Source organism: Corynebacterium stationis (genome assembly GCF_001941345.1).
GTDB lineage: Bacteria > Actinomycetota > Actinomycetes > Mycobacteriales > Mycobacteriaceae > Corynebacterium > Corynebacterium stationis.
Genome location: NZ_CP009251.1, coordinates 898,850 through 915,069, shown reverse-complemented (window position 1 = coordinate 915,069; position 16,220 = coordinate 898,850). Strand labels below are relative to the sequence as shown.

Below are 16,220 nucleotides of genomic sequence, written 5' to 3'. Positions count from 1 at the left end.
AGCGTGAGGTTTTATTCCTCGCGCTCTTTGTATTTTTTGATCAGGCGGTTGACGAGTTCATCGGTAAGCTTGTCGTCGGACAAAATCATATCGAGCATCTCTTGCCGCGCCTCGTCGGACCTTTCCGACGGTGATCCATCGCTATCGCTCGCTGTATCTTCGTCGTAGTGTTCGTAGGCCTCGCCGGAAAAGTCCATGCCCATGTCCGCGAAGAAGCCCGTGCTTGGCGCCTTTTCGCTGTCGGAAGCTGGCTCCCCGGTAGTCGGGTGGACACGTTCGGCTAGTTCGTCAGAAGGCTTTGGAGGCTTGTGCGCGGGTTGCTTCAGCATCGGCTCGGGATGACGTGAATCCGCGACTGTGGGATCACCTTCGTGCCGAAACTCTGAGGTAAAGGTTTTCAAAAATTTCTCGGCATCGGACTCGGCGGTTGCACGGCGCGTGCCGCGTTTGATCTCTAACTCGATGCGGCGTTCCAGAGCCTTTTCCATTTGCCTGTGGCGCCAGGACCGAATCCGCGTGGGTTCGTACTTGCGGCCGACTGCGCGGCTTTTATGTTCTGCCTTCTTGGCCAATTCCGCGACCTGCACTGCTGATTCATTCACCGGCGCCCATTCGGGGTTGGAGTTCAGACGCCACCCGCCCCAGTAGCCCAGCAAGGCTAAGAAGATGCTAACCAGTGGGCCTAAGATCATTCCGACGGCGAGGTAGCCGAAGGCATCGGAGATCAGGACAATAATTGAGGCGGCGATAGCGGGAATCACCGTGGGTTGATTATCGCCAAACACTCCGGGTACACGCCCCGTGACAACGTCGCGGATCATTGACCCGCCAGTGGCGGTAAACACGCCCATCATAATGCAGGGCACCACCGGCAAGCCAAAGGTCAACGCTTTAACAGTGCCGGTGCCGGCCCACAGTCCTGAGACGATGGCATCGCCATGCGCTTGCAAGATGTCCCAGGTCCGGCCTTTGAAGTACACGAAACGCGCGATCAAAGCACCGGTAAAAGCGAGGATGAGATACTCGGGCTGCGCCATGGCGGCGACGGTGCCGCGGTTGATGAGCACATCGCGAATCATGCCGCCGCCGAGTGAAGAAAATAGCGCAATGAAAAAGAACCCGATGATGTCATAACCACGCTGTCTAGCGATCGTTCCGCCAATAATTCCCATCAGCAACACACCGCTGACATCAGACCAGCGGTATAACGATTCAATGAGCGGATCAACCTCGTGCATGCGCTTCATTGTATAAACCGCAGCTGCTTGTGCGCCGTGGTTTGGTAGATATCGCGGTGTTTAGCGTGGAAGCTCAGCTACTGGCAAAGACCAAGAAAAGCGTGTATCAGGAACGAAAAGCTCCGCTAATTACCCCAAAAAGGTTGCGGAATGCCCCGCCTAGAGCATCGAATAACCCAAAGATTCCGCCACGGCTGGAGCTAGAAGATCCCGAAGAACCGGGGTTCTCGGAAGAGCCTGATGAGCCCGAGCTGCCTTCGGAGCTAGAGGCGTCGTCTTTTTCTGTGACAACAACTATACGGTCAGTGGTGGCTTGGTTGCCGTTGGCATCGCTGACGACGTAGCGGATGATGTAGCGGCCAGGTTGGTTGATGTCGAGGTTGCCCACAACTTCGATGCTATCGGTGACATCACCATCAACGTCATCGGTAGCGGTGACCCCGGCAAGCAGGTCGGCGGCGGAGCCAGCTTCAACAATGATGTCATCGCTAGGCACGTTAAGCTCAGGTGCGGTGGAGTCGGTGCCGGCATCGCGGGCCGTAAATACTGCAAATTGGCGGGTCTGACCAGGTTCGACCTCCTCGCCGGTGGCGGTGTCGCGGCTGGTGGCGTACCAGGCGTAGACCTCGTCAGAATTGAGTCCAGTCCAGTTGACTTCGGCTGGCCAGCCAGAACGCGCGGTGTCTTTGCCGATTTCTTCGCCAGTATCGGAAACTAAGGTCACGGCGTCGGTGGTAAAGCTGGTCTTGCGTGTTTCAAACTGAACCGGCAGGCGGGTGTCATCTTCGGTGCCATCGTAACGGGCGCGGTCATCGTATTCGGTGGCACCAAAGTTGTCGAGAAACGGCGAGTAAGTATCCACGATCATTTCGCCGGCATCGAGGTCGAATTGCAAAAGGCGTAGGAACGCGGCACCAAATTGCAGTGGTGTGTCGGTGCCGTATCCGCCGACCTCGGTAAGACCAAGCTCATCCGATCCGACTTTGTAGAACTGATAGTCAGCTAACAGTTCAGTGACATGGTTGCCTTCCGCGCCAACATCTTTGCGCGTGACGATGGACACGCCGTGCTCATGACCCGAGAGCACTAGGGCCACGTTCGAGTTAGGTTCCACAACTTTTTCTAAAACGATGCTGCCGTCGTGAGAGGCATTCGCACCCCTGCCGTCGGGCGAATTGCTGGGTTTGTTATAAGCGTGTGTGAGCACAATAGCGTTGCGGTCTGGGTACTGCTTGAGCACGCTATCGGCCCAGGCGGCTTCTTCTTCGGTGACATCGTAACCTAGGCTGACCACGACGAATTCTAGTCCTTCGGCGCTGAACAAATCATAGTGGTTGTCATTGTCGCCTTCTTTCCACGGGTGGTGCGAGGCATCGCGGGCTTGCCAGCCGGCGGTCTGTTCTAGGGCTTCGTAGCGCTCCGGGCCGAAGTATTGGTTGTACAGGTTGTCTGGGCCAGTATCGCGTCCTGTCCAGTTATCGTGGTTACCGGGCAGAACACCATTGACAACCTCGGCCTCGTCCAAAATCTTTTGAGCTTCGGAAGCGACCTCAAATTCTTTGCGGGCATTGTCCTCATCATTGGTTTCGCGAATCCAGTTTTCGATGATGTCGCCCGTGTGCGCGTGGTATGCAATCTTGCGCGCATCCGCGTTATCAGCAACCCACTGCGTAGCATCTAAGTAGGACTGCTTCCAGACTTCGCGTTCTTCTTCGGACTCGTTTTCTACCGCGCCTTCCACAATATACTGGGTGTCAGTGTGGTGAGAGATGGCAAAGTCATAGTCATCCGGGTCTGCAAAGCTATCTTCGACGGTGTTCGGGATGTCATCTGCAAATGGGTCATAGCCTAAAACCATGGCGTGTACATCATCGCCATCGATATGTTCAGCGCTGATGTCACCGTTGAGGCTGACCTCGCCGTTGCTATTTCCACGGGTGCTTGCCAGCTCATCCCAAGTAGACGTTGCCGTGTTCCATGCAAACAAGCGCGCGCTGCGAATAGGGTCTACCTGGCCTTTCCACACCAGTTGGTTTTCTTCCGCGCCGTCTTCAGGAAGAGCAACATCGAAACGCTGAAAAGGCATCTGCGTGGTGGAAGCTGTCTGCGCGGTGTCGTCATCGCCAGGCTTAAGCGAGGCAGAAATCTCGGAAGCGTCCTCGTATTCAAAATCCAGCGAATCCGGCATTCCGCCCACTACTCCCTGGAACCCACCCTCCGGAGTAGAGGTAGCACCCTTGGTAAACGTGGTCTCCACGTCCCCACCGGAAGGATTATCAGCGATCGCGGACAGAGTCACGCTCCCCTTTCCTTGGTCCGTATCAGTACCACCGCCTTGAGGTATGTTGCCACTGGTGAAGGAAACCCGCTCGGAAATCTCTCCCCCAAAGACATCCTTTGCCTGAATATGAAGCTCATGTTCTCCTTCCAAAAGCCCCGGTCCAATAAACTGGCCTGCCTCCACTTTTTCACCATCGAGTTCATAAGTGGGCTCACCGCTAATCAAAGCGTCATCTGAAAATTCGACCTCCAATTTCACGCCTTCTTTGACGTGGTCGCCTTCAGCCGGAGTGGTAGATGCCAGTTCCAGCTGCTTTTCACTGTTGACGCCAGATTCGCCGTACAGGGCCGCCACATCCGACTCGCCGATGGGCTCGGAGTAAAGGCGCGCGTTGCGGAAGGAGGCATCGGCAAGCAGCTGCGGGTTGTCAGAGCCATTGGTGTCACCGCCCACGGTGAAGGAATCAGCATTGCCACTGGGCACGTTGTATTCGCCGGTAGTTTTCTTGCTCGCTGCCAGCTCACCGTTGAGATAAAGCTGGGCTTCTTGGCCGTCCCATACGCCAACCGCGTGGTACCAGCGGTCTGGGTCAACCTCCACGCGCGCCTGCTGGTAGCCGGAACCAACATGGATGATGAAGGACAGTTCATTTTCGTATAGCGCGAGTGCGAACCCGCCGGCTTCTTTGTTGGCACACAGGCTCTTTTCGCTGGCAAATTCGCCGTTGAGTTTGAAAGTGCACTCGACTGCGAAGCCATCGGCAAGCGCTGCGTCCTGGTCCCCGATATCAAACTGCACGGCATCATCTTGGCCGTCAAAGGTAGCAACCGGCTGTTCCAATGCCGGGTCGATGCCAAATTCCGGATCCCCGCTGATTTTGGCCGGAACATCCCGCGCGGTGTCGATGGCCCCGGATTCCGAAATCTCAATATCAAGCAGATCTGCTTGCGCGTTTTGTTGTCCATGGGCCGCCCCTACCATGGCAACGTGGCTTACGGTCACCGTGCCGGCGACGACTAGTGCTGTTGACAGCCGAGTCGATTTAATTGTCATTTGGTTGTCTCTTCTCGTAGTGGTTGAACAAAATCTCACGCGAAATAGCTATTTCGCCTAAGACACGCCCTCTTCGAGGACATGCCGCAAGCACGATATCGAGGCAGAGTTAAGCCAAAACAAACTACAAAACAACATCTCACAAACGTTAGGTTGATGAAAGAACTTTCAGAAGGACAGCTTCGCGCTCTCCCCTTTTTTGTGTCACTGTTAGTCCGCTATAGCCGAATTATCTTGATGTGAACTAACGTTGTGTTTATGAGCGCCAAGAGAAAGCCCACCACGGACGTAGCCAAGACGACTCACACTGATGAGCAACAAGCGTTAACTGAAGCTGAGCTCAAAGAAGTTCACCAGAAGGTCCGTCCGGGTGTCGGAAAAATGATGGGCGTTTCCCTCCTTATGGGAGCCCTCGGCGGTGGCGCATTAGCCGGGGGTGTCGGGGCAGCTATAGATGCTCCGCAGCGCGAGGATTTTGAGGTTGCTAATACTGCGGAGATGGAGATCACCAGCACATTTAGCACTGAGGTTCACAATCCAGAAGGTGTGCTGAGCGCAGATGATGAAGCGCGTTTGGAGCGTGACGCCGAGCGCCTTGACGCCCCCGCCGTAGTAGAGCAGCTGCACTACATGGTCTTTGAAGAAAATGATGACAACGTCAATGACACCGTGGAGGAATACCTGCGCGATAACCGTCCGGATTTGATTGGTGATGATTACTTCGCGGATGGAGTTCTTATTGTTGGTGTCGGCCTCGACCCCCGTCAGGCCTTCATTTTTGCTGGCGAAGATGTAGCCGAGGCCTTGGACTTGCGCGAAAGTTCCCACTTGGATGATGCACTCGATGCCATCAAGCCCGGCGTTAAGGATAACAACATCCCGGCGGGGCTTTTTGCTGGCGCGAATGCGGCAACGGATATTTCGACCCTCGCGGAAGATCGCTATAACGATGCTGTCGGCGATCGCATCGCTGCGATGGTTGGCTCTGGAATCGGTGGCGGCGGAGCTATCTTCGCTACCGGGTTGGGTGTTGGCGCGTATCGCCGGAGCAAAGCAAAGAAGATTGCCCAGGCTCGCGCCGAGATGTCCCTAGTGGGCAAGGAATACGGTCAGCTGGCAGCACGCCTGGATCAGGTTGATATCCGCGCGCATTCGTTGACCTCTCCGTTTGCGAATGCAACAATGCGCTCTGAGTGGGAGGAGGTACGTGACCGTTTCTTCCATATCCACGACCAAGTGGATTCACTAGGCAATCTCACCTCAAAGTCCTCGGATGAGAAATACCTTGAGCAGGCCGACGCCATTCACCAGGCCGCAGTAACCACGCGTGAGGTTTCTTATGCCGAGGACAACATTGACAAATTATATCGCTTGGAGCACGGCGACGAGGTTGTCCGTCGTATTGAGTTGCACGCGCTTCGCGATGACGTCGTCGAGGCCCAAGTTGCGCTCGACGATGCCAAATCCGGGCTCTACCTCGAACTACAAAATTTGCGTGAGCGTGCGGACTCGTTGATGAACAGCACACAGTCCCCCGATTTCTTGGATCAATACGTCATTTTGCTCGGTGACTACCGCACTGCCCTTGAACAGCTGCGCAAGCAGAAGTTCAACGACCTTGATGAGTCTGAAAATACCGCCCTTACTGCTCCTGGCATCACAAGCCCTGACTACCGCGCGGGCTACGGCTACAACAACTTCGTTCCATTCTGGGCACTGAGCACCTGGCACTCCACCAACTCCGCTGCCCAATCCTCCGGCAGCGGTGGCGGCGCCAACACTGGATTTAGCTCTGGCTTCTCTGGTGCGGGTGGCTCATCGAGTTTCTAGGAACTTCCAATTCTGCAACGACCCCGCGATCTAAGCAGCTCGACAATCGCGGGGTCGCCGAATTAGATTCAGCACATCAAGTCTGCTGGCAATAAAACCGCGGATACGCAAAACTTTCTAACCGTCCGTTGATCTTGGCTTCTCAATCTGTGCGGATGTTTCAGTCGCAGAGAGCAGCTTTTGTGGTCCCTTCGCAATGAGCTCAGCTAACTTGTCGATGTCTGCGGTGTTTGCCGCTTCTGGGAACTTCCAGTGGAGATCCGCTTTCGTCAAAGCAACATCGACAGACGGACGTATCGATGCCGTACGGTCCAGTCGACCGCGCACATTTCGTACGTCAGCTAAGTTGTAGCTCTCGACAGACTCTGCCTCTCGCAAGAAATCCTTCGGATCTGCAACGATGACCCGCTGGTTGGTTACCGAGATAAATATGCCATCAGTAAATTTCTCAGCAACGCCAGATGTCCGTCGTGCTCCAAGTGCATCCCAAGCAGCGTCTACCCGCTTGCTAATAAGCGCACGTCCTACACCTTCCAAACGTGAGCTCCGGCTCTCAAATGCAAACGCCACTGCTTCCAATTCTTCATCGCGTTGAAGGAACCATCGCAGGATTTTGAGATATGGTTCCAGCTCGAGGCCCTCTGGAGCACAAACGATTTCCGGAACCCCCAGAACACTTGGGGCAGATTGAAGCTTTTCAGAAACTGGGGTGATCGCCTCAAGAATCTGTTGAGAGGTCAACTTAGTGCTCTTAGACTCTCTCCATCTGCTCATAAATGGAATCGTGGCACGGCCCGGAAGTTCCGCGATGATTTGCAGTTCCCGGACGAGCGACTCTATCAGTTGCTGAATTTCTGTCAGGGATGTTTCGATCTCAGCCGGTGTTTTCTCAACAATCGACTCAAACTGTTTTGCCTCATCTTCATCGCTTTGGCTACGATATCGAGCAATAGACGCACGAATGGCCTCATACTCAGCGAATACCTTGAGCGACGTGAGGAGCGCATTTGAATCAAAGACTATGGCTTCAGCATTGGACTCAAGATACTCACGACGTGCACGACCTTCGAGCTTTTTAATTTCTTTAATGTGGTCAGCAACATTCAATCGGTACAGGTTTAGCTGATGACGAACTGCTGTTCGCTGGGGAGCAACGGATTCCCAGATAGATTCAGTGACGGTCCCCAACTCCCGGATTTCTTTTATCGTGGAGTCCATCGTATTTGCCAATCCCTCAAGCTCTGACCACTGCTCAAAACGAATAGCCTTGAGGGTTTGAGTCGTGAGTTGAATGTTTGTATTAACAAGGTCCGATACTTCATCAATTTTTGATTCAATAGCGGCCAATGCCAAGGCCGGCCCTATTGCGGCGATCGCCATAGCTGGAGTCATTGCGGCTGGAATGAGCCTGGCTTGAGCAATTAGTTCGCCATTCTTAAAAATTGCGCCAAGATTGGCACCATCCTTGAATGCGAGTTCAGCTCCGCTTTGAAGCAGAGCCATAGTCGCATCATCCAACCGATAAAGTCCCTGCAATGATTCTGCAGCGACTACCAGATTTCCGCCTAGAGTCGACCAAGTGCCAACGGAGCCCAACACACTCGAAAGCTCGGCGCGGTCAAACGATGGAACTAAGTCTAGGTTGAGTAGTTCAAGGCCATTCGGAACTTCCCCGAATACGGCTGCTAAGCCAGGCGCGACTTCCACCAGAGTCGTCGACGCTGCAGATTCTACAGTGCCAGAATTGCTGTCAACCTCTGTGCCAGTCTGTTTAGCAACGGCATTGTCAGCGCCCTGCCCATTGAGTTGGTCGTCCATTTGAGCCTTCTTTCATGCAGATAACCGCAGGTTTTTCATCACGCGATTGACTATCAAAGTATATGGCAAATTCTGCCGGATAGAGCACCATTTAAATTTCATTTCCACTGCCTCTCCATGGGCAGGAAGCCTTTCGAGCATCTGATTCCGCTCTCGACTGCAAAGAAGCCGAGCCTCCATGGCTAAAACAAACTACCTGGAAGCTCGGCTTTGCTGAGGGAGATTAGGACTCCGTGTTGCTGGAGGGTTCAGCAGCTTCCTCTGATCCTTCAGCTTCCTCGTCGCCTGCAGTGCGAATCTCAACCTCATACTGATCCCAATCACTGGCATTAACCACTGATTTCACGTACACGTTGAGGTGCTTTTCCAGCTCTTCCTGGGCGCGCTCGAGAATTCCAGCGTCAATTGCTTTATCGATAGCCTTGTCTTGCTCGGCAGCAACTGAGCCAAAAGCGCCCTGGATATCGACTGGATTGATCGGATTATTGCTTTGTCGGAGAACTTCAATATCACCCGAATCAATGTGAGACTCGATAATCTCAACCTCAGGTGCCGTGACAACGAACTTCATTTCAGCGTCTTGGCGCGTCACCTTAATCTCGGTTGCATCTTTCACGCCAGCTTTGACGCTACCTTCGAAGGTGTAGATAGCCTCGTTTCCAGTGAACGGAACGTTGCGGTTAAACACCTGCCTCTGTTCAGAGTGGAACCCTACGCCTGTGTAGTTATATTCCTCGAGGGCGAGTTCTGCGATCGGCTCCAGTGTGAAGTCGATGTGCTTTGGCTCCGAAACAACAACCTCTTCTTCGGGTGCGAAAAATTCCTTGTAAATCCAAAGAACGAGCGCCACCACCGCCACCAGCGCGACAATCCCACCGATTATGTTCCAGATAACCTTATTCAAAACTCTGCTCCTCATTGCCATGAGCCAACGTTCGTTTTGAACCGACTCCTATTAAACGTTAAGTAGATTATCAGAGCTAATACAGGTTGTCTTAATAATTTTCTCGATTGCGTACAAGACCACAACTTGCACTCTCGTAGACAAAGTCCGCTTTTAACAAAATAAGGCACACCATCGTTTACGTCCCCAGCTCCAGTCGCAGGACTCAACCTTCAAACACCCCTGTTAAGGGGCATTTCCGCAGCGCACAGAATTTTCACCGCTTGGTCTGACAAAGACAGAGTGTATCCACCGGATCTGTGCGATTCGCAGCGCGCGATTTATTGGGCTTTCGAAGCATTCTTATCGGTTGTTCTATAGGCTGCACTACGTAGGCCTTAGATACGCAATCGCACATCGGCGGGTCCTTATAAAAAGAAGTTGCAGAGCATGAGGTCTATTAGCTCGCCAGATGTGCCCGACGCATGGAAGTGAGACTATGACCGCAAGTGAGCACGCTGATACTCAAATTAATCTAATCTGGTTGTCCGAGCAGGACATGATCGACGCCGGCGTGACCGATACCGCCAAGTGCGTGGAAACCATGGAAGAAACGCTCATTCTCCTCGATAAAGGTGACTACCGGATGGCAGGGGCATCTGCGAACTCGCACGGCGCACAAATCAACTTCCCCGATGAGCCGGAGCACGAGGGTATGCCAGCTAATGGCCCAGACCGTCGTTTCATGGCGATGCCGGCGTATATCGGCGGGCGCTTTAACAACACAGGCGTGAAGTGGTACGGCTCGAATGCCGAAAACCGCAAGAATGATCTGCCTCGTTCGATTCACGTCTTCGTCCTCAACGACACGGTCACGGGCGCACCGAAGGCCATCATGTCAGCTAACTTGCTCTCTGCTTACCGCACCGGTGCAGTACCTGCCGTAGGCGTGAAGCACCTAGCCGTTGAGAACGCCGAAGAAGTCGGCATCATCGGCCCAGGAGTTATGTCGCGCACTATCTTGGCATCGTCAATCACGCAGCGTCCATCGATTAAGCGCGTGAAGATTAAGGGCCGCACGCCTGCATCGACAAGCCGCACTGCGGACTACCTGCGCGAGAAGCATCCCGGCATCGAATTCTCCGTCGTCGAAACCGAGCAGGAGGCGATTGAGAATTCCGATATTCTCATCGCCGGTACGTCCACCTCTCCGGACGGGCCGCAGGGTTTCCCTTACTTCAAGAAGGAATGGCTTAAGCCCGGCGCGCTAGTCTTGGCGCCCGCAGCAGCGCGTTTCGATGATGACTTCATCACCGCCGGCGGCGCCCGCCTGGTTGTGGACTACAAGGGCCTTTATGCCGAGTGGTTCAACGAGAACGGACCCGATGTCACCTATGAGCGCCTGCTGGGTATTCCCGGCAACCGCTGGTGGGACATGGTTCAAGAAGGAACCTTAAAGGAATCAGACATCGCCAATATCGGCGCGATTGCTAACGGCGATGCCCCTGCCCGTAGCAATGATGAAGAAATTTTCTTCTATTCCATCGGTGGCATGCCCGTAGAAGACGTAGCATGGGCAACAGATGTCTACCACCAGGCACTGGAAAAGAAGCTGGGCACTCCCCTGAACTTGTGGGATATCCCAGCTCTGTCATAACTAGCCATATCTAGTCCGTACCAACAACCAATCAGATACACGAAGGCGTGTTTTCACAGTGAGCTTTAAAGCTTCCTCAGTTCAAGACGTAATCGACTTTATTCAGGCTGAGGAGGTGCGTTACTTAGATATCCGCTTCAGCGATATTTTCGGCGCTGAGCACGCGTTGACTGTGCCTGCCCGTCTGCTGACGGAAGAGACAGCTGTTGAAGGCTTTGCTTTCGATGGCTCGTCTATCCCCGGCTTTGCCACCGTGGATAAGTCGGACATGATTTTGGTCCCGGATCCACAAACCGCATATGTCGATCCTTTCCGTGATCACAAGACTTTGAACATGCAGTTCTTTGTTCGCGATCCACTGTCCCAAACCTCTTACAGCCGCGACCCGCGCTCCATTGCGCAAAATGCCGAGGAATATCTGAAAGAAACCGGCATCGCGGATACCTGTTCCATCGGCGCTGAGGCGGAGTTCTATGTATTCGATTCGGTGCGCTATTCCTCCGGCGTCAACCATTCTTTCCACCACGTAGATTCTGATGAGGGATGGTGGCGCTCAGGCGAGGAAACCATGATGGATGGCAGCCCGAACCGCGGCAACCAGATTCGTATTAATGATGGTTATTTCCCTGTCGCTCCTTATGACAAGACCATTCCGGTGCGCGATGACATTGTGTACAACTTGGAGAAAATCGGCTTTGAGATTGAACGCTTCCACCACGAAGTAGCCACCGGCGGTATCCAGGAGGTCAATTACAAGTACTCTGACCTGCTGCATGCGGGCGACGATATGCAGGCGTTCAAGTACATCGTTCGCAACACCGCTGAGGCTCACGGGCAGACCGCAACCTTTATGCCCAAGCCATTGGCTGGCGATGGCGGCTCCGGTATGCACGCCCATCAATCGCTGTGGAAAGACGGCAAGCCACTGTTTTATGACGAGACCGGTTACGCCGGGCTTTCCGATATCGCCCGCTACTACATCGGCGGCCTTCTCAAACATGCACCGGCAGTGCTAGCTTTGACCAACCCTACGGTCAATTCCTACCGTCGTCTCTACTCGGGTTTCGAGGCCCCAGTGAACCTGGCATACTCCCAGTCCAACCGCTCGGCTGCCATCCGCATCCCACTGACCGGCGATAACCCGGCCGCCAAACGCATTGAATTCCGCGCACCGGATCCATCCGCCAACCCGTACCTCGCGTTCACCGCGCAACTAATGGCAGGCATCGATGGCATCTTAAACCGCATCGAGCCCGGCGAGCCAGTGGACAAGGACCTCTACGAACTTGAACCAGAAGAGCTCAAAGGCATCCCGCGCGTACCGCACTCGCTGGAAGCATCACTCGAAGCACTCGAGAATGACCACGATTTCCTCACCGCCGGCAACGTCATGAGCGAAGACTTCCTCGAGGCCTACGCGCGCCTGAAGTTCGACCGCGAAATCCAACCCCTGCGCCAGGGCCCCTCCCCCAAAGAATTTGAGCTGTACTACAACGTGTAGCCATGTCATAGCCCTTGGCCTAACTCCTGATGAGTCTACGCACTAGCCAATTGGCCCGAATTAAGGAGGGTTGATTTCTAAACTGGTCCTTGCCTCCGAGCAAGCCACATCGTGTGTTCTCGACTAAATGCAGCTTCTGCATCATGCACCAACTGCGCCCATTCCGGCTCGGTACACTCTACGTCATCTAAAGAAAGTGTCTCAAGCACCAGAGAAGCTTCATGGCTGGTGACTGCATAAGCTGTTGCTAAATTGGAATATTTCTTGGCTTGCATCCAACCGGCCAATCCTGCTGCAATCGCCGCAATAGGCGAAAGCATATCAACGTCGATCCATCCTGCAATTCGGAGGATACCAAGAACTACTGCAAGGCTTTCAATGCCTACCACTAGCTTCATGAAACGACAATGTTGCTGCTTGTTTTGTTTGGCTTTATTTGAATACCATTGAATTTGATCCTCCACCCTTTCTGAACGATAAGCCTGTGCACGGGTAGCTAAATTCGACTTCCTTAAGTTTCGCATCGATTCAGTGATAGCTGAAAGCTTCGGGCCCTCTGGCCCTATGTCAAGCGACTCTAAATCAGAAAGAATTCTCTTGAGTGTGTCTCGAAATCGCACATTCGCAGATTCATCGTCAATCCTAAAAGACTCTCCACCAACAGAAAATTCCCAAGTTGCAGTCTTAATCGACTCCGAGGCTGCTCTCGCTTGGTACCATTTTTGCTCTTGCCCGCTCAAAGTGCTACTGATTTGGATCACAATCGCAATTAAGAAAAATAAGACACAAAGAATTGCACCCACTTTTTCTCCAGGTCCGGACGTAGGTATAAAGGCCGTCACCGAAGCAAGCGCAAGCAACACGAAAGAACTTCCCGTCGCACAGAAGAAATATTTTTGAGCACTCGCAGATGCCTTTTCAGTTGCTTCTAAGAGACTTGGAAATTCCAATTTCATTGACAAATCACGGCCTTACCTTGGTCTTATCCGCGATAGGCTCGGTACGCTTTTCGTATGCCTTATCGATCCATTTATTCGGCTCGTTCTTGAATTCCTCCCAGGAAACTAAAACGCAATACCGGTCTGAGTCAGACCAAGAACATCCAGAATTCGGGATGAAATAGTTATAGCTGAATTCATTGATAACTATTGATTCCCCAAGATCTACGTGATTGTGTGTGCCGCCGCACGCTGAACAGGAATAGGATCCTTTAAAGATTGAATCCATCATTTCCGGGAGAACAACTCCCAGTATTCCGCTCTTAGTATTTCCAACGCCGTTATACAACGAAGCTCGGAGCTCACCTTTAATAAACTTTTGCTCTTCCTCTCCGAGAAATTCGGCACTGTAACTGCCGATAAGAAAAACTGTAACCGTGGAATCGTGGAGATAGTTTTCGCGAATCTTCCTAAGTACATAGTCATCATCAGTAGAACCAATCGGTTCATTAAGCGACTTGTCAACATAATCCAAATGTTCCCACGATTGGATTGTTTCCTTATACAATATGTCTTCGGTCTTAAAAGAAATGTAAACCTTATGGCCCATGGGCCCTCCTCAAAATCTAAGTTAGATCTAACCAAACTGCAATCTTCATTCTCGACGCGGAGTAGAGAACGAAGAAAATCCGTCTCGATGAGGGACCCGAGATTTCATTTTCGAAGGCCCTAGGGAAAACTCAATCGGCCCGCACGCCAGCTTCCCCCTTACGAAATTCATCAATCCCAATAACCTCAGGGGCAACAATTTCGTTACTTGGGACTTCGTCCTTACCTCGAGTCACCATTGCTTCCATCCTCATATCCATTTCGATATCTTCTGCTGCCTCTTGGGCAGCAGCCCTCTTAGCGCGCTCCATATCTCGTGCTAAGAGCTTCTCGTATCGCATTTCCGCCTCGTGCTTTTTACGCCTAGATGAAATGGCTCCGATAGCCCAAGCTGCTCCTCCGACGGCAGTCATTCCCATAACTACGATCACCGCTCCCTTCGGATTGCTTTTGACGGCTTCGGGCACACTTCGAACCAGGTCTGAAGTAGATTTACTCATGACTGGGGTATGCGAAGCAGCCTCACCAACTACTGCTGTGGCAGCTTCGGGGAGCATTTTAAAAACCTGGCCGTTCACTGCGTTTCGCACAACACTCCCCTCCCTGATTAATTTTCCTGCGGCAATGCCCGCTTCAATTGTTTCGTCCGAGATAATGTGGATGGTGCGAACTAATTCAGGATTCATCATGATCCATTTCTTGAGTGTTGTTTTATAACTACATCTCTCATAATACTTCCAAGAAAGACACAGAGGGACCTACTTCGAACTTTAGTGCCAAAGGAGAGATCTTAAGCTTGCAAGAGCATGACAGACTTTGCAATCCTCAACCATCCTTGCCTCATTGCGAGCAACGCTTAACCTGATAGGTCCACAGCTTCCCCACTGCCCGCAATATCAAGGAAAATTACTCTACTAACCTCTATACCCACCATAAATTCCACTGCGAAGCCCCATTTCCCTATCCAGCCCACCCTTAATGAAATTTTTCCTCCATTCACCGCGTACGGCTAGTTCGTATATAGCCGAAAAAGCCTCCCCTCTTCGATTTACAGTTCAAGCAGAAGAGGGCTCCGGCCTTCCTATTCCAATAAATTTTGAATAAACATCTAGACTCAGTCTCCAAGAAAGTACAAAGTGAGGACCAATCGCAACTGCAACGCATGTAGCTCAATACATTTACAACAGGCTTGGAGGGATTGAAGCCTGACAACTTTCCAACCTCACCCATTACTCTCAAGCATGGAGTCTCGGATGGTTCGGGAGACCTATGATTACCGAGTAGTTCCAGGTTTGGCCAGATGGACCCGTCGTTCCAAAACTCCATTCTGAGATAAAGGACAGGATTTCCAATTCATCTCCTCCAACTCTCCCCTCTACGGATTTGGGCAGAATTTCAGATTCCGATAAGGCCATCATCGATTCGGTTCTAGAGTTCTACGGTACATTCTCGAAAGAAGAACTGATTGAACTAACCCAGTCTGAACCACCATGGAGGGAGGCCCGAAAGGACGTTGCGTCTGGTGAATCTAGCTGGAATCCACTGTCGCAATCGACGGCGAAAGCGTTCTACGCGCTACAGGAGTTCCAAAGCGATTCAGTCCCGGTTCGACCAAAAGTACGCAATTCGAAATAGGTTAGAGATGCACGCGAAAGACTTTTTTAGATCCGGGAATCGCCCGAGAACGGCTTTAGAGCTACTCGCCGACAAATGAACCTCTACGACATTGACCCCGAGCACTTCCGCGAGCTGCGCCGCACTTAACCAACAGGGATTCAAAGACGGCGAACCAAACGGGATGCCCCATTTTGAACGCTCTCGAGTCTTTGACCAGGCATTCGATAAAGAAAACCCGACGTTCCAGTCCCGCAAAGACGGGGCAGTGGAGCTCGACCTCCCTCAAGGTGTGGTCGATGCTGGGGCCTTCGCTACCGAGTAGATGGTAGTCGCATAGCCTTCTCCTGGGTGGCCTACCGACGATCCCGGTCAGACCACCCTTGCGAGCACATCATCTTTGTGTATGTCACCGCCGGTTAGTTCAAACTGAACGAATAGCTGCCTGTGAGACCGTTATGGATTTCAACGGAATAGCTCTGGCCATTAGCATTTGCCCCCTCGACTAGAGACTCGACTTCCTGCGCGTTGTAATAACGGCTCAGCCCCAAATACAGCAGCAGCAACAGGAACATCCCCACCACAATAATTGCGCTAACCACCATAGGCGCTGAAGCTCGAGATTCCGCCTTGACGGTGTCTACTTCTGGCATTTGAACCGGCAACCTCCTGCTTTCTTCGCTGCCCCAGAGTCAGTGGTGCAACGCCGGCAGAGGCGCAGCTATCTAACACCAAGGATTTCGGCCGCCATCGTAGCACGCGTTAATCAGCTTCTGCTTTTCTGCGTGTGAAGTCTGC

General features: G+C 52.6%; 12 protein-coding genes and 1 pseudogene. 5 read left to right on the top strand and 8 right to left on the bottom strand.

The annotated features are described in order from the left end of the window. Positions 1-11: 11 nt before the first annotated feature. The gene (locus tag CSTAT_RS04300) at positions 12-1,238 is read right to left on the bottom strand and encodes a trimeric intracellular cation channel family protein (protein WP_075723796.1); all 1,227 of its coding nucleotides are present in this window, start codon (positions 1,236-1,238) and stop codon (positions 12-14) included. Between the two features lie 106 nt (positions 1,239-1,344). Beyond that, positions 1,345-4,572: a LamG-like jellyroll fold domain-containing protein gene (locus CSTAT_RS04295; protein WP_075722598.1), complete on the bottom strand. Its 3,228-nt coding sequence runs from the start codon at positions 4,570-4,572 to the stop codon at positions 1,345-1,347. A 384-nt stretch (positions 4,573-4,956) separates the two neighbouring features. On the opposite strand from CSTAT_RS04295, the gene CSTAT_RS04290 reads away from it, so the two are divergent. Beyond that, the gene (locus CSTAT_RS04290; protein ID WP_075723795.1) at positions 4,957-6,402 is read left to right on the top strand and encodes a DUF5129 domain-containing protein; all 1,446 of its coding nucleotides are present in this window, start codon (positions 4,957-4,959) and stop codon (positions 6,400-6,402) included. A gap of 117 nt (positions 6,403-6,519) precedes the next feature. Here CSTAT_RS04290 and CSTAT_RS04285 read toward each other — a convergent pair whose 3' ends face one another. Both CSTAT_RS04285 and CSTAT_RS04280 read right to left on the bottom strand, forming a co-directional pair. Beyond that, positions 6,520-8,220, bottom strand: a complete 1,701-nt coding sequence (locus CSTAT_RS04285) for a hypothetical protein (protein WP_075722597.1) — start codon at positions 8,218-8,220, stop codon at positions 6,520-6,522. A 223-nt stretch (positions 8,221-8,443) separates the two neighbouring features. Then, positions 8,444-9,124 carry a DUF4230 domain-containing protein gene (locus tag CSTAT_RS04280; protein WP_075722596.1) on the bottom strand — a complete coding sequence of 227 codons (681 nt, stop codon included), beginning with the start codon at positions 9,122-9,124 and terminating at the stop codon, positions 8,444-8,446. A gap of 478 nt (positions 9,125-9,602) precedes the next feature. Between CSTAT_RS04280 and CSTAT_RS04275 the strand changes: the two genes are divergently transcribed. Further along, positions 9,603-10,760 carry an ornithine cyclodeaminase family protein gene (locus CSTAT_RS04275; RefSeq protein ID WP_075722595.1) on the top strand — a complete coding sequence of 386 codons (1,158 nt, stop codon included), beginning with the start codon at positions 9,603-9,605 and terminating at the stop codon, positions 10,758-10,760. Between the two features lie 58 nt (positions 10,761-10,818). Next, entirely contained in the window at positions 10,819-12,261 is a 1,443-nt protein-coding gene (glnA, locus tag CSTAT_RS04270; RefSeq protein ID WP_075722594.1) for a type I glutamate--ammonia ligase, read from the top strand. 77 nt (positions 12,262-12,338) lie between these two features. On the opposite strand, the gene CSTAT_RS04265 is transcribed toward glnA, so the two are convergent. The 3 genes from CSTAT_RS04265 to CSTAT_RS04255 all read right to left on the bottom strand — a co-directional run bounded on the left by CSTAT_RS04265 (position 12,339) and on the right by CSTAT_RS04255 (position 14,497). Beyond that, entirely contained in the window at positions 12,339-13,217 is an 879-nt protein-coding gene (locus tag CSTAT_RS04265; protein WP_075722593.1) for a DUF4231 domain-containing protein, read from the bottom strand. Between the two features lie 7 nt (positions 13,218-13,224). Next, complete coding sequence (locus tag CSTAT_RS04260) at positions 13,225-13,809, bottom strand: TIR domain-containing protein (RefSeq protein WP_075722592.1); 585 nt, start codon at positions 13,807-13,809, stop codon at positions 13,225-13,227. A gap of 130 nt (positions 13,810-13,939) precedes the next feature. Next, complete coding sequence (locus CSTAT_RS04255) at positions 13,940-14,497, bottom strand: hypothetical protein (protein WP_075722591.1); 558 nt, start codon at positions 14,495-14,497, stop codon at positions 13,940-13,942. 607 nt (positions 14,498-15,104) lie between these two features. On the opposite strand from CSTAT_RS04255, the pseudogene CSTAT_RS13990 reads away from it, so the two are divergent. Together CSTAT_RS13990 and CSTAT_RS13445 are read left to right on the top strand one after the other, a co-directional pair. After that, positions 15,105-15,443, top strand: a pseudogene (locus tag CSTAT_RS13990) (type II toxin-antitoxin system antitoxin SocA domain-containing protein); the annotation flags it as partial. 91 nt (positions 15,444-15,534) lie between these two features. After that, entirely contained in the window at positions 15,535-15,747 is a 213-nt protein-coding gene (locus CSTAT_RS13445) for a hypothetical protein (protein WP_169833254.1), read from the top strand. Positions 15,748-15,841: 94 nt separating this feature from the next. On the opposite strand, the gene CSTAT_RS04245 is transcribed toward CSTAT_RS13445, so the two are convergent. Then, complete coding sequence (locus CSTAT_RS04245) at positions 15,842-16,075, bottom strand: hypothetical protein (protein ID WP_075722590.1); 234 nt, start codon at positions 16,073-16,075, stop codon at positions 15,842-15,844. Positions 16,076-16,220 lie beyond the last annotated feature (145 nt).